Source organism: Geobacter sp. AOG1, assembly GCF_019972315.1.
GTDB lineage: Bacteria > Desulfobacterota > Desulfuromonadia > Geobacterales > Geobacteraceae > Geomobilimonas.
The window spans coordinates 2,848,460-2,867,867 of the sequence record NZ_BLIZ01000001.1; the positions used below are offsets into that span (position 1 = coordinate 2,848,460).

Below are 19,408 nucleotides of genomic sequence, written 5' to 3' on the forward strand. Positions count from 1 at the left end.
GACTAGATATCCCATCGCTCAAAAAAAAAAACAGCAACTCTTGTGGATAAGAATCACTGTTCAGATGGGTTAATGGTGATCCCAAGGGGACTTGAACCCCTGTTACCGACGTGAAAGGCCGGTGTCCTAACCGCTAGACGATGGGACCAGAAAACCGCTAATGGACACTCGAAGTCAGTCCAGTAAAGTATGTGTATGGCTGGGGTGCGAGGATTCGAACCTCGGGATGCCAGAGTCAGAGTCTGGTGCCTTACCGCTTGGCGACACCCCAATAGACGGGAATAAATAACAGAAAAGGAAGATTACGTCAAGAGGTTTTCGCTCTAGCAAATTCAGCGCCGGCTTCGATAGCCTTCATGTTGGCGGGAATGAATGAATGGTTGCGCTCCGGCAGTGCGCTTTTCAGGGCTTCTTCGAGGGTTGCGGAATTCACCGCGCCGGTTTTGGCCACATACACACCCACCGCCACCATGTTGACCATGCGGGCATCCCCCAGTCCCATGGCTATGTCATTCATCGGCACCCTGATGATCTCGATGTCGCGACGGCCAAAGGCTTCCAGATTGACCAGGGAGGTGTTGACGATGCAAATTCCTCCCGGCTTGACCTTTGATCCGAACTTGTCGAGTGATGTCTGGTTGAGGGCAATCGTGACAGACGGGTTACCGATAACCGGCGATCCTACATCGCCGTCGGCGATGACAACCGTGCACATGGCTGCCCCTCCCCTTTTTTCCACCCCGTAGGAAGGGAAGAACGATACGTTTTTCCCTTCGATGATGGCGGCGTAGGAAAGGAGATTGCCGGCCAGCAGCACCCCTTGGCCGCCGAAACCGGCTATGAACAGATCGTGACGCATTTATAACCCCATGAAAGGTGAAAAGTGAAAGGTACTTTTCACATGTTGTCAGTGTTCTTGAACACACCCAGCTTGAAATAATCCGCCATCTCCGAACCTACCCGCTCATTTGCGGCGATTGCATTCATCCCCCAGTTGGTAGGACAGGCAGAAAGGGCCTCGATGAAAGAGAACCCCTTCCCCTCCACCTGATAGCGGAACGCCTTCTTGAACTGCCGTTTGGCATCGATGATGTTTTTTGGATTGTTGACCGCGACCCGGGCGGAAAAGGCCACCCCCTCCAACTGGGCAAGAAGCTCCGCCATCCTGATGGGGGCTCCATCCTTGTGCTGGTTTCTTCCGTAGGGCGAAGTGGAGGTTTTCTGACCGACCAGTGTGGTCGGCGCCATCTGACCACCAGTCATGCCGTAAGTCGTGTTGTTGACGAAAATAACGGTGATGTCTTCGCCCCTATTGGCAGCATGGATGATCTCGGCGGTACCGATGGCCGCAAGATCGCCGTCTCCCTGGTAGGTGAAAACAAAGTTGTCGGGCCTGGCGCGCTTGACGCCGGTGGCCACGGCCGATGCCCGGCCATGGGGGGCCTCGACAACATCGATGTCGAAGTATCCGTAGAGAAAAACCGAGCATCCGACCGACGCAACGCCGATAGTCCGACCCTGCACGCCGAATTCATCCAAGGCCTCGGCCACGAGCCGGTGAATGGTGCCATGGTGGCATCCGGGACAGAAATGGGTCTGGACGTCTTTGAGACTTATGGGCCGTTTGAAAACCTGTTGCATGGGAAATTTCCTATCTAGTAATGTTGCCGAATCTGTTCCAGCAGTTCCTCCGGTGTGGGGAGGGAGCCGGCCCCGGGAGGACGGCCGTAAAAGGCCACCTCCGCATCCCGCGCCACGGAAAGCCGGACGTCTTCAACCATCTGGCCGGTATTGAGCTCAACCACCAGCACCTTTTTGGTCCGTTCGGTAGCTTCCAGAAACGCCCGCTCCGGAAAGGGGAACAAGGTTATAGGCCGCAGCAGACCAACCTTCAATCCTTCTTCCCGCGCCATCATGATGGCGGTCTTGGCGATCCTGGCAGTGGAACCGAAAGCCGCAACCAGCAGGTCGGCATCATCGGTCTGACATGCTTCCCAGCGGCACTCACGAGCCTTCAGTTCCTGATATTTCCGATAGAGCTTCCAGTTGTGGGCCTCAAGCTCGCCATCCCCGAGAAAAAGTGACTTTACCACGCGCTGTTCGCCGTCCCCTTTTCCCCTCACCGCCCAGTCTTTGTCCGGGAGGTCGGCAGCGGGACGCTTGTTGGGCACCAGCGGCTCTTTCATCTGCCCGACTACCGAATCGGCCAGCACCATTGCCGGCATCCGGTAGATGTCCGCCAGATCGAAGGCCAGCATGGTGAGGTCATACATCTCCTGCACCGACGAGGGGGCAAGCACGACGATATGATACCCCCCGTGTCCGCCCCCCTTGACCGCTTGGAAATAATCGGACTGGGAAGCATCGATACCGCCGAGGCCGGGGCCGGAACGGGAAATATTGACAATCACGCCGGGAAGCTCCGAGCCTGCCATGTAGGAAATCCCCTCCTGCTTGAGGGATATACCGGGGCTGGACGAAGAGGTCATAGCACGAACGCCGGTTGCTGAAGCCCCGAGGAGCATGTTTATGGACGCGATCTCGCTTTCCGCCTGGATGAACTCACCGTTGAGACGCGGCAGTTCTCGCGACAGGTATTCGGGGATATCGCTCTGGGGGGTAATGGGATATCCGAAATAGTAACGGCACCCCGCTTCGATCGCAGCCATCGCTACAGCTTCATTCCCCTTCACGAACAAGCGCTTCGTCAAAATCGTCCTCCATGAAGTCTGACTGAATACACAGTCACCTGGCTCACAGGAACAATACTACTGTGTAAATGTATGAGCAGGATTTAAGTAAATTAGTATGATCACTCTGAATTGTATGCGGAAGGATACATGATCTACTTGAAGACAGTGATTGCAACATCGGGACACATTTCCGCACATAGTGCACAGCCGGTACATTTTTCCGGAAAAGTTATGGCTGCGGGAGTATATCCTTGAATATTTATCTTTTCGCTGAGGGACAGCAACTTGCCGTGACAGGCGAGCGTGCAGAGTCCGCACCCCTTACAGCGTATTTCATCAATTACGATCTTCGCCATGAAGGCTTCCCTTCTGAATAAAAGCAACTTGCTGAAGCACTCTACATCTACAACCTAACAAAAAATGCATAACTCAGTCAATTCTTTTTGACTGGATAAAAACATTTTGTACTTGATTTTATGAAATATTATCGTTAAATAGAATTCAATATTCAGTAATAACATTTTGTTTACATTCAAGGAGGAGTAACATGGCATCGACGATTCTGGAATTGACTGCCAGCATTGTATCTTCACACGCGTCAGTCACCGAGATGAGCGGTGAAGAATTGTTGCTGGAACTTCAAAAGGTACATGCTGCACTGCAGAAACTTGAAGTAGTAGGTACCGAAGGGGCTCCTGCCGAAGAGTCAAAACCGACCATCACCCTGAAAAAGGCGTTCCAGGCTGACCAGGTTGTCTGCATGATCTGTGGCAAGGGGGGAATGAAAACCCTGACCCGCCATCTCGCCCAGGTCCACAACCTGAAACCGGGTGCTTACCGGAAGCAGTTCGGCATTCCCAGCGGACAGTCGCTGACCGCCAAGAACTTTTCCGAGGCACGTCGGAAGATGGCCCAGGATCGCGGGCTGGCCGACAACCTGGCAAAGGCTCGGGAAGTGCGGGCCGCCAAGCTGAAGGCAAAACAGTCCCCTCCCGCCAAGGCAGAACCGAAAGCAAAAGCAGCGCCCAAGGCCAAGACTGCGCCCAAGGCCACGAAAACAGTCAAAGCCAAGGCGACACCAAAAGGTAAGGCATAATATCTGTACGGTTACGCAAACTGAAAAAGCCGCCCGTTAGGGGCGGCTTTTTTTACTGGTAACGGCATCTCTATGGGTCATGAAACCAGCATACGTCTCACCTTTTTCTGCGGGGTCTTTGTCGTAATCGCCCTGTGGGAACTCGTCGCCCCCCGCCGGAGGCTGACCACCTGCAAAGGGGCGCGCTGGTTCGCCAATCTGGTGATGGTCGGCCTTGATACGGCCATTGTCAGACTCCTTTTTCCGACCCTCCCGGTCGGAATCGCCCTTCTCGCCGAGCAGCGTGGATGGGGGATCCTCAACATCACGGGTATCCCCCTTGGCACCAGGGTTATCGCGGGTGTGGTGCTGCTCGATTTCGTCATTTACCTCCAGCATGTCCTCTTTCACAACTTGCCGTTACTGTGGCGCATTCACCGCATGCACCACACCGATCTCGACCTGGACGTAACCAGTGGCAACCGCTTCCATCCCCTTGAGATTATCATCTCTCTGGGAATCAAACTGGCGGCCATTCTACTGACAGGAGCTCCGGCTCTCGCCGTTCTCGCCTTCGAGATCATCCTCAATGCCACATCAATGTTCAACCACGGCAATATCACGATTCCGCAACCAGTTGACCACTGGCTCCGCAAACTCGTGGTAACGCCGGACATGCACCGCGTCCACCACTCAATAATTCCCCGTGAAACCAACTCCAACTATGGCTTCAATCTTCCGTGGTGGGACCGGCTCTGCGGCACCTATCGCGACCAACCTGACGGGGGCCATGAAGGAATGACCATCGGGCTCAAGGAGTTTCGCGACCCCCGCGCGCTTACCCTCCCCCGCCTGCTCATATTGCCGTTTAAATGATCCGCTGAACAGGGAATGTCACGAAAAAATGTGGCCCAAGGAAAGGCCAGAACGAAAAAAGGCCGGCGATATTCGCCGGCCTTTCAATTTTTATGGTGGAGCTGATCAGGATCGAACTGACGACCTCTTGAATGCCATTCAAGCGCTCTCCCAACTGAGCTACAGCCCCATTCAAGAATCCCGTTTATACCAGATGCTCCCGAGGGTGTCAACACTTTTTTATGGTTGTAGGGAATTCTTCCTTGACGCCCACGGGGGCTTTGGCTATAATCCGTGAGCTTGCCGAAGTGGCGAAATTGGTAGACGCAGCAGACTCAAAATCTGCCGTCCGCGAGGGCATGCCGGTTCGAGTCCGGCCTTCGGTACCACGTACAAAATCAGGCTTGACGGTTCTCCGTCAGGCCTTTTTTTGTGCCGCCTCCAGACGCTGGCGCACCACCTCGAACATGAGCACCCCACCAGCCACCGAGGCGTTGAGGGATGAAACCCCCCCTTGGAGCGGTATCGCGACGAGGAGGTCACACATTTTCCGCACCAATGGCCGGAGCCCTTCCCCTTCCGAACCGATGACCAGCACCACGTTACCTGTCATGTCCTGGCGATAGACAGGTTCGGCCGCCTCACCCACCGCCCCGTAGATCCAGAAACCCGCTTCCTTCAACTCTGCCAGGGTCTGGGCGATATTGGTAACCTGGACGATGGGGATCGTCTCCACCGCCCCGGCAGACGATTTCTCCACAGTCGGGGTAACCGCTGCTGCGCGGTCCTTGGGGATTATGACACCGTTGGCCCCCGCACAGGCAGCGGTGCGGATCAGTGCCCCCAGGTTGTGGGGGTCTTGTATGCCGTCGAGCACCAGCACGAGTCCATTCGTGCCGGTAACGAGCAGATCCGTCAGATCCGCATAGGCGAACCCTTCGACCCGAAGCGCAACCCCTTGGTGGTGTTCGGTTCCACAGAGGCGGGCGATGTCCCGCTTATCGCGCTGCCGGACCGGGACCCCCTTTTCCGCGGCGAGTTTCAACAGTTTTTCCAGACGCCGGTCGTTTGCACCGACGGCCACAAAAAGTTCGAAGGCCCTCCTGCTGCCGCGGAGAGCCTCCAGAACGGGGTTCATGCCGTAGATCAGTTCATCATTCATGATAAAAGATTTCTCCATGACGCTGAGGCAGGTTTTATGCCGACATGATCTCCTCGACAATCGCTTCCGCAGCCCTGAGAGGATCAGCAGCTGCACTGATGGGGCGACCGATGACCAGGTAATCTGCTCCGGCACGCACCGCCTCGGCCGGCGTCATGATCCGCTTCTGGTCATCGGTGGCAGCCAACGCGGGACGGACACCCGGCGTCACCACCAGAAAATCGCTGCCACAGGCTGCCCGTATCAGTTCCACCTCCTGGGGGGAGGCAACGACCCCGTCGATCCCGGCTTTCTGCGCCAGCTGCGCCAACCGTACCACCATCTCCCGCACCGGATACTCGATCCCCACCTGTCGCAGGGTCTCTTCGGTAGACGAGGTCAGGATGGTTACCGCCAATACCTTGGCCCTCTCCTTTCCCGAAAACTCCTTATCGAGGGCTTCAACCGTCCGCGCCATCATCTCGTAGCCACCGAGGGCATGGAGATTGAAGAGCTTGACCCCGAGACGGGCCGCCTCCACCGAAGCCATGGCAACGGTGTTGGGGATGTCGTGGTATTTCAGGTCGAGGAACACCTGGCCGCCGAAATTCTCCACCATCCGGACGACGTCGGGTCCATGGCTCGTAAACAGCTGCTTCCCCACCTTGAACATCCCCACGTGGCCGGAGAGCACCGACACCCAGTGCTTGGCATCGGCAAAGCTCTCCACGTCGAGTGCAAACAGTATCTTGGAACGTGCTTCATCTCTGGTCATGTTATTTTGCTTCCTTCATGTATCGAGTGAGGGCTGCTCTTCGTGGTCGACCACGGAGGGTTGCGCCTGTATAATCAGCGGTTCAGCGCCTCGCGCACCTGCGTCTGCACCTTCGTAACCGCTTCAGCGATCGGGAGAAGTTCCACCAAGCCGGTTTTGCGATCCTTCAACTCGACGTTCCCCTCTGCCAGATTCTTGCTTCCCACGACGATGCGGAGCGGGATGCCGATCAGATCGGCGTCCTTGAACTTGAAGCCCGGCCGCTCATCCCTGTCGTCCAGGAGCACCTCGACACCGGCCTGCTGAAGTTCTTCGTAGATCGCTTCGGCGGCCACCCGCACCGGCTCCTCCTTGATGTTGAGGGCCGAGATGATGCAGTGAAAGGGTGCAATGGGGAGCGGAAAGATAATGCCGTTCCCGTCGTGGTTCTGCTCGATGCAGGCGGCCACGGTACGACCGATGCCGATGCCGTAACACCCCATGAAGATGGTCTGTTCCTTCCCTTCCGCATCCAGGAAGGTCGCCTTGAGCGCCTTGGAATACTTGATGCCGAGCTTGAATACATGCCCCACCTCGATGCCCCGCCACATCTCCAGGGTACCGCCGCTGCAACGGGGGCAGGGATCGCCATGTGCCACATTGCGAATATCGACAAACTCGCCGATGGTGCAGTCGCGCCCCAGATTGACATTCTTGAAGTGATAGTCGACCTCGTTGGCACCGGCGACGAAGTTCCTCAGCCCCTTAACCGCCAGATCGGCAACGATGCGGATGGTGGCGCCAACGGGGCCGAGAAAGCCGACAGGAGCGCCGGTCGCCTTCGTAATGATCTCATCGGGAGCCATTTCCAGGGTATCGCATCCCAGATAGTTCTTCAGCTTGATCTCGTTCAGTTCATGGTCGCCACGGAGAATTGCCGCAACCGGTTTCCCGTCGGCCATGAGAATCAGCATCTTGACCGACGATGCGGCGGGAGCATCAAGAAACGCGCAGACATCGTCAATCGTCTTTTTGCCGGGGGTGGCAACTTTTTCCAGCGGGCGCGGCTCCGCATGTTCAACCGCCTCGACTACGCGGGCTTCGGCTTTCTCCACGTTGGCAGCGTACTCGCAGGCGGAACAGGAAACGATGGCATCTTCTCCCGATTCGGCCAGCACCATGAATTCGTGGGATGCAGTCCCACCGATGGAGCCCGTATCCGCCTCAACCGCACGGAAATTGAGGCCGCAGCGCTTGAAAATGCGGCGGTACGCCTGGTACATCTTGTCGTAGGAGAGGTCGGCGGCGTTGCTGTCCACGTCAAAGGAGTAGGCATCCTTCATGATGAATTCGCGGCCGCGCATGAGGCCGAAACGGGGGCGGATCTCGTCGCGGAACTTTCCCTGGATCTGGTAGAGGTTCAGGGGCATCTGCCGGTAACTTTTCACTTCCCGACGCACCAGATCGGTAATCACCTCCTCATGGGTGGGTCCGAGGCAAAATTCTGCATCCTTGCGGTCCTTGATACGGAGGAGTTCCTTGCCATACTGCTCCCACCGCCCCGACTCCTGCCAGAGCTCGGCCGGTTGGACCGTCGGCATGAGGAGTTCGATGGCCCCCGCCCGGTTCATCTCCTCACGAACGATCTGTTCCACTTTGCGGATGGAGCGAAGCCCGAGGGGAAGATAGTTGTAGATGCCAGCGGCAAGTTTCCGGATCATTCCGGCCCGTAGCATCAGCTGATGGGAGATCACTTCTGCATCAGCCGGTGTTTCCTTCACGGTGGGGATGAAATATTGGGAGTAACGCATGAATTAAGCCTCTTTATCTATTTGATTATACGTAAATTCAGTTCGCATTCGATAGTAACCATTACTGTCGAGCGCCTATCGTTCCCTGGCCATTTCTTCAACGAGCGCAACGAGGGCATCGGCCATTTCGTTCTCTTTAACCTTGCGGACCACCTCGCCGTGGCGAAACAGAAGACCTTCTCCCCGTCCCCCGGCTATGCCCACATCCGCTTCCCGCGCTTCCCCGGGTCCGTTCACGACGCACCCCATCACTGCAACGGTAAGCGGCGCATCGACGGTTTTGAGACGCTCCTCCACCTCGTTGGCCACGCCGATCAGGTCGATCTGGCAGCGTCCGCAGGTGGGACAGGAAACAAAGTTGATACCGCGCCGGCGCAGTCCCAGCGCCTTCAGAATCTCGAAACCGACCCGGATCTCATCCACCGGATCACCGGTGAGGGACACTCGCATGGTGTCGCCGATGCCGTCAGACAGCAGAATACCAAGGCCAACCGCCGACTTGATGGTGCCGGAAAAGATCGTTCCCGCCTCCGTAATGCCGATGTGCAGCGGATAGTCTACCTTTTGGGAAAGAAGTCGATACGCCTCGACCGTTTTGACCACGTCCGATGCTTTCAACGAAATCTTGATCTGGTCGTACCCAAGTTCCTCCAGTATCCGCACATGCCCAAGGGCCGATTCCACCATCGCTTCCGCCGTCGGGTGACCGTACGTTGCGAGCAACTCCTTCTCCAGGGAGCCCGCATTGACGCCGATACGAATCGGGACCAGGCGTTCCTTGGCTGCCGTCACCACTTCGGCTACCTTCCAGCGTTCGCCGATATTACCGGGGTTGAGCCGCAGGCCGTCGATTCCGCCCTCCAACACCTTGAGCGCCAGCTTATAGTCGAAATGAATGTCGGCAATAACGGGAAGTGGACTCTCGGCCTTGATGCGTCCGAGGGCCAGCGCCGCATCCATATCGAGCACCGCACAACGCACCAGTTCGCAGCCGGCGTCGGCCAACGCTTTAACTTGGGCAAGCGTCGCTCTCACATCACGGGTATCGGTAGTGCACATGGACTGCACCGAACAGGGAGCCCCCCCGCCGATCTTCACATTCCCAACCTGAATCTGTCGCGTCGTCTTTTTCATAGCGGGCAATAATAGCGGATTAACCGTGGAAAAGTCAAGGCAGCTCGGGCGAAAAAAGCCGCCCGGTTTCCACCGGACGGCTTTTCACAACTTAGAACGGAAATTCACTTATGCGCAAGGCCGAGGCGATCGAGGAAGTACTCAGAGGCGTACCAAGGGTACGCCGTACAAGACCCCCCAATAATCAACGCAATGATTGCGGACAGGCCGTGCTTCTCCTTCTAGACGAGGCCGTGCGCTACCATGGCGTCCGCCACCTTGATAAATCCGCAGATGTTGGCGCCAAGAACATAGTTGCCCGGTGCGCCGTACTCTTCGGCTGTGGTATAGCAGTTGTTGTGGATACGGACCATGATGTCTTCCAGCTTCTTCTCGGTGAAGTCGAACTTCCAGGAATCGCGACCGGCATTCTGCTGCATTTCGAGGGCAGAGGTCGCTACCCCGCCGGCATTGGCGGCCTTCCCCGGACCGTAAGCGATCTTGGCGTCGAGGAAAACCTTGACCCCTTCCGGCGTGGTCGGCATGTTGGCTCCTTCGCCGACGGCGAAGCAGCCATTTTTCACCAGGGTCTTGGCGTCCTTGCCGTTGATCTCGTTCTGGGTTGCGGAGGGCATGGCCACGTGGCAAGGGATCTCCCAGATGTTGCCGTTGGGGATGTACTTGGCATCTTTATGCTTCTTGGCATACTCCTCGATCCGGCTCCGCTCCACTTCCTTGAGCTGCTTGATCAGGTCGAGATCAAGCCCCTTCTCGTGATAGATGACACCGTTGGAGTCGGAGCAGGCCACGCATTTACCGCCGAGTTGGTGAATTTTCTCAATGGTGTAGATGGCAACATTGCCGGAACCGGACACCAGGCAGGTCTTGCCGTCGAAGGATTCCTTGCGGACTTTGAGTGCCTCATTGATGAAGAAAGTGGCACCATAGCCAGTTGCCTCGGTCCGGACCAGCGATCCGCCCCACTTGAGACCCTTGCCAGTCAGCACACCGGCCTCCCAGCGGTTGGTGATCCGCTTGTACTGGCCGAACATGTAGCCGATCTCGCGGCCACCTACACCGATGTCGCCAGCGGGAACGTCGGTATGCTCGCCGATGTGGCGATAGAGTTCCGTCATGAAGCTCTGACAGAAGCGCATGACTTCATCATCGCTCTTCCCTTTCGGGTCGAAGTCAGAACCCCCCTTACCACCACCGATCGGCATGCCGGTGAGGGAGTTCTTGAAGATCTGCTCGAAACCAAGGAACTTGATAATGCCCAAGTATACGGACGGGTGGAAACGGAGCCCCCCCTTGTAAGGACCGAGTGAACTGTTAAACTCGACCCTGAAACCACGGTTGATGTGGACCTGACCATTGTCGTCCTGCCAGGGTACCCGGAAGATAATCTGCCGCTCAGGCTCGCAGATCCGCTCGATGATTTTCCGCTCGAGATATTCCGGGTGCTTGGTCACGACCGGTCCGAGTGACTCAAGAACCTCCGCGACGGCCTGATGGAACTCAACCTCACCCGGATTTCTTTTCAGAACGTCCTGATAAATACCTTGCAATTTTTCGTCGAGCTTCGTCGTCATACAGCCTCCCCATTATGAAATTAGTACAGCAAAATGTTCACCCATTACGCACCACTACCAACAACCTTCATTGCGTGCGCACAAATAATGCACAACATGCACCGTTTTTAACCACAGGCGCACATTTATTACGCAAATAGCTGTATACATGCATATTTTTTATGCTTTGCCAGACAAGAGGCGTTTCGTCAGATTACATTTTTGACTAAAAAATATACACAATTAATGATATTTTATACTCTGGCGAATGCGACTGCGTAAAAAGTACCGTTGACATGCAGGCCGTTTTCCTGTTTAGTTGCAGACATGAAAAAACAACCATCGACCACGACAAGACCGGCCGGGAAAGAAGATGTCAGGGTCGGCCAACTCATTGACGTCACCATCACTACCCTCAATGAAGATGGATTCGGTCTGGCGACAACCGGCACCAAGCCTCTCCTTGTTTCCGGCGTGCTGCCGGGCGAACAGGCACAAGTACGGATAACGTTCGTCGGCCGACGGGAATGTTTCGCCACGGTAGTCAGAATTCTTCGCCATGCTCCCCAGAGGCTCATGTCGTCCCCCTGCGAAAAGCTCGGCCACTGCGACGGCTGCCCCCTCATGTTCATGAAATACCCTGCCCAGCTGGCATGGAAACGGGATCTGGTGGAAAAAACTCTCACCCGCTATCGGTCCCTCCAGGAACTGACGCTTCATGATGTCCTCCCCTCTCCCCGGCCACTCCATTACCGCAACTCAGCCAAACTCGTCATCTCCGGAAAATCTGCCTCGCCCGTAATCGGCATCTATCGCCGTAACTCTCATGAGGTGCTGGAAATAGGTGACTGCCCCCTTCACAACCCGCTCATAAACACCATTGTTGCCGCCGTGAGAGAGGGAATCAAAAAAGGTAAGGTTCCTATCTACTCACCCCGCAACGGTCGCGGTCTTTTGCGCTATCTGGTCATCCGGGTGGCAGAAACCGAGAACCGCGCCATGGTGGTCTTCGTTACCGCCGAGCGAAGCTTCAACGAAATTCATCATCTTGCCAAGCACCTGCAGTCCGTCGTACCGCAGGTGGCCGTAGTTGCCCAGAATGTCAACGCTTCAGCGGGGAACATCATTCTTGGCGACCGGGATCATTTCATCACCCGGGAGCGAACCCTGCACGCCAGTATTGGCGAGACGAGGTTCACCATTTCTCCGCGCTCTTTCTTCCAGGTAAACAGCGGCAGTGCAGAGATCATCTACAGAAAAGTACGCGAATGGGCAAATCTGACGGGAAGGGAATTCGTGGTGGATCTCTACTGCGGGATCGGGGGGATATCTCTTTTTCTGGCCCCGTCAGCGAAGAAGGTCCTGGGGATCGAGGTGGTGGAAGCGGCTGTTGCCGATGCAGAACTTAACGCCCGGTTGAATGGAATAGGCAACTGTACATTCGAGGCGGGTGACGCGGGGGGATTGCTGACGGAGTTGCGACAGAAACAGGAACGGGTCGATCTCCTTGTTCTCAACCCTCCCCGCAAGGGGTGTGATGAACAGGTGCTGCAGGAGGCTGCTGCCCTCGCCCCGGACCGTATGATCTACGTCTCCTGTTCACCTTCTACCTTGGCACGGGATTTGGACATCCTCGTCGGCCTCGGTTACCGGACCGTCCAGGTCCAGCCGGTGGACATGTTTCCCCAGACCCCCCACGTGGAAAACATGGCACTTCTCCTCAAGGCCTGACGGAACTCGTCACTCTTTTTTTTCGCTCCCCCGCAGATAATCGGCCAGGATTGCCCGGCTGTGCTCGTCGTCGTGGCAGTAGACACAGAGATTTTCCCAGTTGCTCCCGTCCGGGGGATTGTTATGGTGATTGCCGTCCCGGTGATGTACGGTGAGAAGGTGGAGGTTGTCGAGCTCGAACTCCCGGCCGCATTTTGCACAGATCCAGCCATGTATCTTGAGGGAGCGCTGCCGATAGTTGTCGGGTGCGGCCTGTTCCGCCTTCATCCTGCGAACCAGGGCGTCCAGTTCTTCCTGGGTTTTGACTTTACCCGGCTGGGGTTTACGCGGGCGGAATGAAGGAGACATGGACAATCCTTTCCTGAGTCGCCGGGGATAACATGCACCTACAAAAAGGGCGCCCCGGATGAGACGCCCCACTTGTACCTTCTGCTGCATCCATCCTACTTTCGCAGTACTTTTATAACCGCCGAGTAGTCCTCTTCGCCACGACCATCCTTGACACCCTGCTCATAAATTTTGCACGCCACCTCGGCGGCGGGAAGGTCGAGATTGAGTTTCTTGGCCGCTTCCATGACCAGTTGCAGGTGCTCGTGGACGTAGACTAGCGCAAGGTTTCGGCTAAAGTCGCCCCGCGCAATGGAGCGCCCCTTTGAGTGAAACAGTGGCGATGCAACCCCGCCCGAATCGAGTACTTCGAGGATTTTGTCGGGATTGAATCCCATCTTTTCCCCAAAGACGAGCCCCTCTGCCAAGGACTGCATCAGCTCGGCCTGGACGAGGTTGACGACGAATTTCATCTTGGTGGCGTCACCAACCCCCCCCACATGGATGATATTGAGACCGAAATAGGAGAAGAGCTCCCGACAACGGCCGACCAGGGACTGGTCACCACCGGTGAGGATGGTCAACAGGCCGTTGGCTGCATGCTCCTTGGTTCCCCAGACCGGCGCGTCCAAGAACATGACTCGATGTTTTGCAGCTTCATCCGCCATCTCTAGCGTGCTTTCGAGGGAGTGGGTCCCCATATCCACCAGGATGGTACCTGCGTCGATACCGGCAAAAATCCCGTCGGGGCCGTAGATGTCTGGACGCAGGCGCTCTTTTTCGGGCCGGATGAGTATAACCAGATCATTCCCCTTGGCAGCATCCCGGGGAGTTGATGCCCCAACGGCACCAAGCTTGACCAGTTCGTTGACTACATCCGGGTCCGAATCATAGACCGTCAGCCGATAATGCCCCTTCGTAAGATTGGCAGCCATGTGCCGACCAACCGTTCCCAACCCCAAAAAACCGATATTTTTCAGCATAATCGTCCTCCCTGTATGAAAAAATAACAGCACATCATGACATATCGTCTGGATAATACTACAACCTCTTTACCCTTGAAACAAGATTATAATGAATTTAATGTTGTATGCAACCGGGGAGAATCGACGGGAAGGTGGTGTTGAATTCGCATCAACGCTTCTGCTCTCAAACAACGTATTACACTGCAATCCGTCAGCGAGAACGTGTCACACCACGCCGTTCGCACAGGTGCGCAAGGGGGCAGGAAGAGCAGCGGGGGGAAACGGGATGACACTGATTCTGGCCAAAGGTAACCAGCAGGTCGTTTATTACAAGCCAGTACTCACTAGGCAGTTTGGCCCGCAGGGCAAACTCGGTTTCTTCCGGGGTTCTGGTGCACACATACCCCCAGCGGTTACAGATCCTGTGGACATGGGTATCCACACAGATACCCGGCTTGCCGAACCCGAGGGTAATGGTCAGATTGGCAGTCTTGCGCCCCACCCCCTTGAATTTAAGAAGTTCGTCCAACTCATCCGGCACCTGCCCGTTGTAACGCTCGTTAAGGAGACGGCAGATTTCTCGTATCTGGAGTGCCTTCTGGTGATAGAAACCAACAGGGTAGATGGCGTGCTCTATCACTTCCGCAGGGAGTTCAACCATCTTTGCCGGTGTGTCCGCGAGAGCGAAGAGCCTCTCCGATGCGGGACCGGTGGTTCGGTCCTGGGTCCTGAGTGACAGGATGCAGGAGATGAGCACCTTGAACGGATCCCCTCCCCGCTGGGATACGATAGTGACCGCCGGCGTCTGCCATTTCCTGACCGCCTCGCCAAGAATGGTCATGGCAGCAGAGATATCCCTGTCCTTCATACCAGTTTCCGGTTGCGGAATATGCGCATGCACAGGACTCCCAGCACCGAAAAGACCAGGCCGACACAGAGAAAAACATAGCCTATGCTCCGCCCGTCCCCCAGGCCGAACAGGTCCCTGCCATCCATGAAGGCAATGAGTGCCAGACCGCCGAACGTCCCGATTCCCCCAAGTATGTATATAGCAAAGGCCACGACAGCCAATCCTATCCCCTCATGCTTCACCATGATCAACTCCCCTGTCCGTTTTCACTGCGCTGCGTCCCGGCATTCTACAAAATCCGCAATTTCAAGGCAACAGCATTCGTACCCGTGACACCCGAAAGATGCAGGTTGCGCGTATACCCGTACTCACCTATAATGGCGAGCGCAAGCCGTTGTCAACTCATGCCGCTGGAGACCCCCGTGAAACAGTATGTAGACCTGCACCTCCATTCGATCCATTCGGACGGTGTCCATACCCCGACGGAACTTGTCGAGATGGCAGCTCAAAAAGGACTCAAGGCCATTGCCATCGCCGACCACGACAGCGTGGGCGGCGTCGATGAAGCGATTGCCGCGGCACGTGCGCTGGATGTGGAAGTGATTGCGGCCGTCGAGCTTTCGGTGGAACACAAGCGATTCCAGGACATACACCTGCTGGGATTCTGCATAGATCACCGAGATCCGGCCTTCCGGGAAAGGCTCGAAGAATTCCGCCGTCGACGGGATGATCGGGGTCGAGCCATCGTAACCCGGATCAATAATCGACTTGCACGCCAAGGCAGGGGAAGCATTTCCTACGAAGACATACTGCAAAAAGTTTCCGGAGCCCTGGGGCGACCCCATATCGCGGGGGCACTCATTGCCAAGGGATACGCCCGTGACATGCAGGATGCTTTCGTTCAGTATCTCATTCCGTGCAACGTTTCCAAGCAGTATTTTCCCATGGACGAAGCACTGACGGAAATACACCGCCTCGGGGGTGTCGCGGTTCTTGCCCATCCACCAACCATAACCCCAGACCGCATGCGCCTCGGCGAACTAGTGCGTGAACTCGCAGCTATGGGATTGGATGGTCTGGAGGTTTTCAGCAACTGCTGCTTCGACGACGACATGATCTTTCTTGAGTCCCTGGCTAACGACCTGGGGCTGATAATGACCGGAGGCTCGGACTTTCACGGCTTCGAGGATGACGTGGACATGGGAAGCGGACGGGGTGGATTGGCGGTGGCCTACCGGTTGGTAGCCGACCTGAAGGCACGACGGGCGGAGAGGCAATAAACACAAGACGCGATAGAAAACTTGACAATGGACGTGAAAAGACCCCTTCGGGGCCTTTTCACGTCCATTTATTTCGCCTATATTACTACTCTTTGTAGGGTTTGAAACTCATCACCTGCAGGTTATCCACCACTTTTTTGACCCCTTTGATCTTGCCGACGATCTTGATGACCTGGTTCTTTTCCGTCTCATCATGCACGTGGCCGGTAAGGGCGATCATCCCATCCTGGGAGGTGATTTTGAAGTGGAGGTTTTCCACCTTGTCCGACTTGAGAAGCTCCGTTTCAACCCGCTTGCTGAGGATGATATCCTCCAGCAGGGCCATCGCCTCCCCATCGACATCTTTGAGCCGTGGCTCTTTCGCGGCAGCGACGATGCTTTCCACAATGGAAGCATGGGAAATGCGGGAGGTGTTGAAAACAAGATCGTAGCCAAGGGGATCATGCCAGTTGCGGTCAAAATAGAAGTGAATAAAACCACCCCGCTGGTGGTCGCTTTTCCTGATCAGATCGCTGGCCAGATCCGGGTCGATCCATTCCCGCTCGGCAAACATTTCCACCCGTTCGTCGAAGGGGGCGATGAACCGGATCCTTAGTACGTTGCGCAGTTCCTTGAGGAGGTCCTGCCCACCCCGCCCATAGAGGATGACGTTCCCTTTTTTGGCCTTCTCCAGGAATATAAGTTCCATGGTTGTGAGACGGGCCGCCTGGAGACGGTCTTCTGCCGTGTTATAAGAGGGGGGCTTTTCATCGACCCTCTCGATGATTTCGGGAGTCAATCCATACTTTGGTGCCAGTTCGGCAATTTTTTCCCCGTCCACCAGCGTATACTTGAGTTTTCGGGCAACCTCTTTGGCAATCTGGTAGGCGCCGGTTCCCATCTCCCGGGATATGGTGATTATCGCCATCTACTTCCTCCTTCAACCTTGAGTCGCAGGATGGTAGCATGTAATCTTTCCGCATACAAGAGGCTAATTTTCATGATTATCTGCTCCCTACGGTATCCGCAGTGATCTCGCTCGCTTTTCCCTGAGGACAATATGCCCGATCTGCTGGTGTTCATATTCCGTTTTGTTGTTTTTGCGACATTTCACTCGATCCTCGCCATGCAGCGTGTCCAGGATTTTCTAAAACCCCGGATGCACCGTTTGTCTGGCTACTATCGACTCATGTATAACATTCTGGCCATGGCTACCTTTGGCTGGACGATGAATGCCTACACCAACTCTCCGGTTCTCTATCAACTCCCCGGGAACGTCAGACCAATCGGATACCTTGTCCAGGGAGGTATTTTTACCCTGCTCTGTATCTGTGCGGCGCAAACCGGAGTCGGAGACTTCCTCGGTATCCATCAGGTGCGCGGCCAGGCCGTCACCCCCGTCCTGCTGACAACCGGTTGTTATGAAAAAGTCAGGCACCCCCAGTATCTGCTGGCCGTACTGTTCCTGCTGTGCACGCCGACCATGACCGCACGCTGGCTGGCCTTGACCCTGCTTTCCGCACTGTATTTTCTTATCGGTTCGATTAGTGAAGAAAGGAGACTCGTTGAGATATTCGGAGAAAGCTACCGCGGGTATCAGAGCAGGGTACCTATGTTCATTCCAGGAGCAAAAAAGGGCTACCACCTGCGTGGCAGGCTGCGCTGACAAGCCTGTTACTCGAGACGCACCCTTCTGACACCGACAACGGCAGCAAGATCGTCCACCAGCCTGCAGGCAAGCTCTTGAGTACTGAATTTGACGTAAAATTCATAGGTGGTCTGCTTTTTTTCCACATCCTTCTCCAGATTCACGTTTACCACCTGCATCTGGCACGCCGTGATCAATCCCTCGAATATTATCTGCTGCCCCTTCAGGTCACTGCTCCATACCTTGAGCGTCACATAGGTATCACGCTGCAACCGACTCTCCACCTTTTTCAGGAGAAGAAGGCTCATGAGTGCAATCAGGGTCACCACCGTCGCCATTGCGTACATTCCCACGCCACAGGCAACGCCAAGGGCAGCCGCCACCCAGAGACAGGCAGCTGTCGTAAGACCACGGATGGAAGCCCTTTCCCTGATGATTGCGCCCGCCCCGAGAAAACCGATCCCCGTCACCACCTGCGCTGCAACCCTGCCCGGGTCAACCCCCACCGGTCCCGCGCCGCTCAGGTTTCCATACTGATAATAAAATTGGATTGATGTGAGAACAAAGAGGCAGGCACCAAGAGAAACAAGCAGGTGGGTACGAAAACCGGCCGGACGACCATGCACCTCCCGCTCCAGACCAATGAGTCCTCCAAACAGGCAGGACAATACGAGTCTGAGCAGAAGTTCCAGGCTGAAGTCAAAGTGCATCGGAGTCCTCCACCATCACCTCGACAGCTTTGTCATTCGGCTTCCAGTGAAACAGCCAGGTTCAGCACCATGCGACGCGTCATATTCCCGCATCGTATGGACAGAGGGACCTGCAGGTGGCCGTCAGCCGTAAGATGCACCCCTTCCAGAATCTCTACAGAAGATGCTGCGTTTTCGCTCGGGGTTTCTTCCGACCCGGCTGCACTAGACTCGGCAGCCGGCAACACGACGATCGGCGCAGGAATAGATTGTTCACCCGCGACCTCTTCAGCCTCGGTGGCCGTACCCTCTACCGCCTCTCCCGCCAGTTCCAAACCACTCTCCCGCAATCGTTTCAAAACCATTTTCACCAGGGTAAAGAGGCATTCCAGCACCCCTTCTCCCGTACCAGCCGCGGCCTTCATGAAGGCCCCCCCCCCAAGACCGAAGGATTGCTGCATTTCAGCAGTCGAAACGGCGTCTGCCAGGTCGCTCTTGTTGCACTGTACAATGATGGGCAGCGCATCCGTTGACAAACCATGGCCGCGTAGACACGTCTGCAACCTTTCCAGGCTGGTGTGGTTTTCCGTCTGACGTGCAGAAGATGCATCGGCAACGAAGACTACCCCGTCAACTCCCTTGAGCACCATCTTCCAGGTGGAGTCCTGGGGGACATCCCCCTGAACGGTATAAATGTGAAATCTGACCGCGTAGTCGTTCAGCTTCCCCTGCCCCGACGGTAGAAAATCGAAAAAGAGCATCTTGCTTCCCTGCACGTTCATGCTCTTGAATTGCCCCCGAAAGTCAGGCTTAAGCTTTTTGAATATAAAGTTGAGGTTCGTCGCCTTCCCCGCCTGCGCCGCACCAAAATAGACGATCTTGGCGTTGATTTCCTTTTTGGCGTGATTAACCAGTGCCATGGGCTC

At 55.8% G+C, this 19,408-nt stretch carries 21 protein-coding genes and 4 tRNA genes; 6 read left to right on the forward strand and 19 right to left on the reverse strand.

The features are described from left to right. Positions 1-73: 73 nt before the first annotated feature. The 6 genes from LDN04_RS12925 to LDN04_RS12950 all read right to left on the reverse strand — a co-directional run bounded on the left by LDN04_RS12925 (position 74) and on the right by LDN04_RS12950 (position 3,049). Positions 74-148: transfer RNA gene (locus LDN04_RS12925), tRNA-Glu, on the reverse strand. 48 nt (positions 149-196) lie between these two features. Further along, positions 197-271: transfer RNA gene (locus tag LDN04_RS12930), tRNA-Gln, on the reverse strand. Positions 272-307: 36 nt separating this feature from the next. After that, entirely contained in the window at positions 308-859 is a 552-nt protein-coding gene (locus LDN04_RS12935; RefSeq protein WP_223911252.1) for a 2-oxoacid:acceptor oxidoreductase family protein, read from the reverse strand. A gap of 38 nt (positions 860-897) precedes the next feature. Continuing rightward, positions 898-1,641 carry a thiamine pyrophosphate-dependent enzyme gene (locus LDN04_RS12940; RefSeq protein WP_223911255.1) on the reverse strand — a complete coding sequence of 248 codons (744 nt, stop codon included), beginning with the start codon at positions 1,639-1,641 and terminating at the stop codon, positions 898-900. A gap of 14 nt (positions 1,642-1,655) precedes the next feature. Then, complete coding sequence (locus LDN04_RS12945; RefSeq protein WP_223911259.1) at positions 1,656-2,711, reverse strand: 3-methyl-2-oxobutanoate dehydrogenase subunit VorB; 1,056 nt, start codon at positions 2,709-2,711, stop codon at positions 1,656-1,658. Positions 2,712-2,845: 134 nt separating this feature from the next. Beyond that, positions 2,846-3,049 (reverse strand): ATP-binding protein, encoded by a 204-nt coding sequence (locus LDN04_RS12950; RefSeq protein ID WP_223911262.1) that lies wholly within the window; start codon positions 3,047-3,049, stop codon positions 2,846-2,848. 191 nt (positions 3,050-3,240) lie between these two features. On the opposite strand from LDN04_RS12950, the gene LDN04_RS12955 reads away from it, so the two are divergent. Both LDN04_RS12955 and LDN04_RS12960 read left to right on the forward strand, forming a co-directional pair. Beyond that, positions 3,241-3,789, forward strand: coding sequence for a MucR family transcriptional regulator (locus LDN04_RS12955; RefSeq protein ID WP_223911264.1), 549 nt, complete (start codon positions 3,241-3,243; stop codon positions 3,787-3,789). A gap of 72 nt (positions 3,790-3,861) precedes the next feature. Beyond that, positions 3,862-4,644: a sterol desaturase family protein gene (locus tag LDN04_RS12960; RefSeq protein WP_223911266.1), complete on the forward strand. Its 783-nt coding sequence runs from the start codon at positions 3,862-3,864 to the stop codon at positions 4,642-4,644. Between the two features lie 93 nt (positions 4,645-4,737). On the opposite strand, the gene LDN04_RS12965 is transcribed toward LDN04_RS12960, so the two are convergent. Beyond that, positions 4,738-4,813, reverse strand: a tRNA-Ala gene (locus LDN04_RS12965). 112 nt (positions 4,814-4,925) lie between these two features. On the opposite strand from LDN04_RS12965, the gene LDN04_RS12970 reads away from it, so the two are divergent. Beyond that, positions 4,926-5,012, forward strand: a tRNA-Leu gene (locus tag LDN04_RS12970). A gap of 29 nt (positions 5,013-5,041) precedes the next feature. Here the strand turns inward: LDN04_RS12970 and rlmB are convergent. From rlmB to gdhA, 5 genes are all read right to left on the reverse strand, one after another. Continuing rightward, the gene (gene rlmB, locus LDN04_RS12975; protein WP_223911269.1) at positions 5,042-5,785 is read right to left on the reverse strand and encodes a 23S rRNA (guanosine(2251)-2'-O)-methyltransferase RlmB; all 744 of its coding nucleotides are present in this window, start codon (positions 5,783-5,785) and stop codon (positions 5,042-5,044) included. A 34-nt stretch (positions 5,786-5,819) separates the two neighbouring features. Beyond that, positions 5,820-6,539, reverse strand: a complete 720-nt coding sequence (pyrF, locus tag LDN04_RS12980; RefSeq protein ID WP_223911279.1) for an orotidine-5'-phosphate decarboxylase — start codon at positions 6,537-6,539, stop codon at positions 5,820-5,822. Positions 6,540-6,613: 74 nt separating this feature from the next. Then, on the reverse strand, positions 6,614-8,329 hold the full coding sequence (locus LDN04_RS12985) for a proline--tRNA ligase (RefSeq protein ID WP_223911282.1): 1,716 nt from the start codon (positions 8,327-8,329) through the stop codon (positions 6,614-6,616). A gap of 75 nt (positions 8,330-8,404) precedes the next feature. Continuing rightward, positions 8,405-9,463: a flavodoxin-dependent (E)-4-hydroxy-3-methylbut-2-enyl-diphosphate synthase gene (ispG, locus tag LDN04_RS12990; RefSeq protein WP_223911286.1), complete on the reverse strand. Its 1,059-nt coding sequence runs from the start codon at positions 9,461-9,463 to the stop codon at positions 8,405-8,407. Positions 9,464-9,684: 221 nt separating this feature from the next. Continuing rightward, entirely contained in the window at positions 9,685-11,034 is a 1,350-nt protein-coding gene (gdhA, locus tag LDN04_RS12995; RefSeq protein WP_223911289.1) for an NADP-specific glutamate dehydrogenase, read from the reverse strand. A 306-nt stretch (positions 11,035-11,340) separates the two neighbouring features. Here gdhA and rlmD point away from each other — a divergent pair, with 306 nt between their 5' ends. Beyond that, positions 11,341-12,744: a 23S rRNA (uracil(1939)-C(5))-methyltransferase RlmD gene (gene rlmD / locus LDN04_RS13000; RefSeq protein ID WP_308464662.1), complete on the forward strand. Its 1,404-nt coding sequence runs from the start codon at positions 11,341-11,343 to the stop codon at positions 12,742-12,744. A 9-nt stretch (positions 12,745-12,753) separates the two neighbouring features. Here rlmD and LDN04_RS13005 read toward each other — a convergent pair whose 3' ends face one another. From LDN04_RS13005 to LDN04_RS13020, 4 genes are all read right to left on the reverse strand, one after another. Next, a complete protein-coding gene (locus tag LDN04_RS13005; protein WP_255573417.1) occupies positions 12,754-13,092 on the reverse strand; it encodes a YajD family HNH nuclease in 339 nt (112 codons plus the stop codon). A gap of 95 nt (positions 13,093-13,187) precedes the next feature. Continuing rightward, positions 13,188-14,054, reverse strand: coding sequence for an NAD(P)-dependent oxidoreductase (locus LDN04_RS13010; RefSeq protein ID WP_223911292.1), 867 nt, complete (start codon positions 14,052-14,054; stop codon positions 13,188-13,190). 193 nt (positions 14,055-14,247) lie between these two features. Then, positions 14,248-14,904, reverse strand: coding sequence for an endonuclease III (nth, locus tag LDN04_RS13015; RefSeq protein ID WP_223911294.1), 657 nt, complete (start codon positions 14,902-14,904; stop codon positions 14,248-14,250). Continuing rightward, positions 14,901-15,131, reverse strand: coding sequence for a hypothetical protein (locus LDN04_RS13020; protein ID WP_223911297.1), 231 nt, complete (start codon positions 15,129-15,131; stop codon positions 14,901-14,903). The genes nth and LDN04_RS13020 overlap by 4 nt, the downstream gene beginning before the upstream one ends. A gap of 177 nt (positions 15,132-15,308) precedes the next feature. Between LDN04_RS13020 and LDN04_RS13025 the strand changes: the two genes are divergently transcribed. Next, positions 15,309-16,166 carry a PHP domain-containing protein gene (locus LDN04_RS13025; RefSeq protein ID WP_223911300.1) on the forward strand — a complete coding sequence of 286 codons (858 nt, stop codon included), beginning with the start codon at positions 15,309-15,311 and terminating at the stop codon, positions 16,164-16,166. 85 nt (positions 16,167-16,251) lie between these two features. On the opposite strand, the gene LDN04_RS13030 is transcribed toward LDN04_RS13025, so the two are convergent. Next, the gene (locus tag LDN04_RS13030; RefSeq protein ID WP_223911304.1) at positions 16,252-17,073 is read right to left on the reverse strand and encodes a cytidylate kinase family protein; all 822 of its coding nucleotides are present in this window, start codon (positions 17,071-17,073) and stop codon (positions 16,252-16,254) included. A gap of 132 nt (positions 17,074-17,205) precedes the next feature. On the opposite strand from LDN04_RS13030, the gene LDN04_RS13035 reads away from it, so the two are divergent. Beyond that, positions 17,206-17,811, forward strand: coding sequence for an isoprenylcysteine carboxylmethyltransferase family protein (locus tag LDN04_RS13035; protein ID WP_223911307.1), 606 nt, complete (start codon positions 17,206-17,208; stop codon positions 17,809-17,811). A gap of 8 nt (positions 17,812-17,819) precedes the next feature. On the opposite strand, the gene LDN04_RS13040 is transcribed toward LDN04_RS13035, so the two are convergent. Beyond that, positions 17,820-18,503 (reverse strand): MgtC/SapB family protein, encoded by a 684-nt coding sequence (locus LDN04_RS13040; protein ID WP_223911311.1) that lies wholly within the window; start codon positions 18,501-18,503, stop codon positions 17,820-17,822. 32 nt (positions 18,504-18,535) lie between these two features. After that, positions 18,536-19,402, reverse strand: a complete 867-nt coding sequence (locus tag LDN04_RS13045; RefSeq protein ID WP_223911314.1) for an ATP/GTP-binding protein — start codon at positions 19,400-19,402, stop codon at positions 18,536-18,538. Positions 19,403-19,408: the final 6 nt, after the last annotated feature.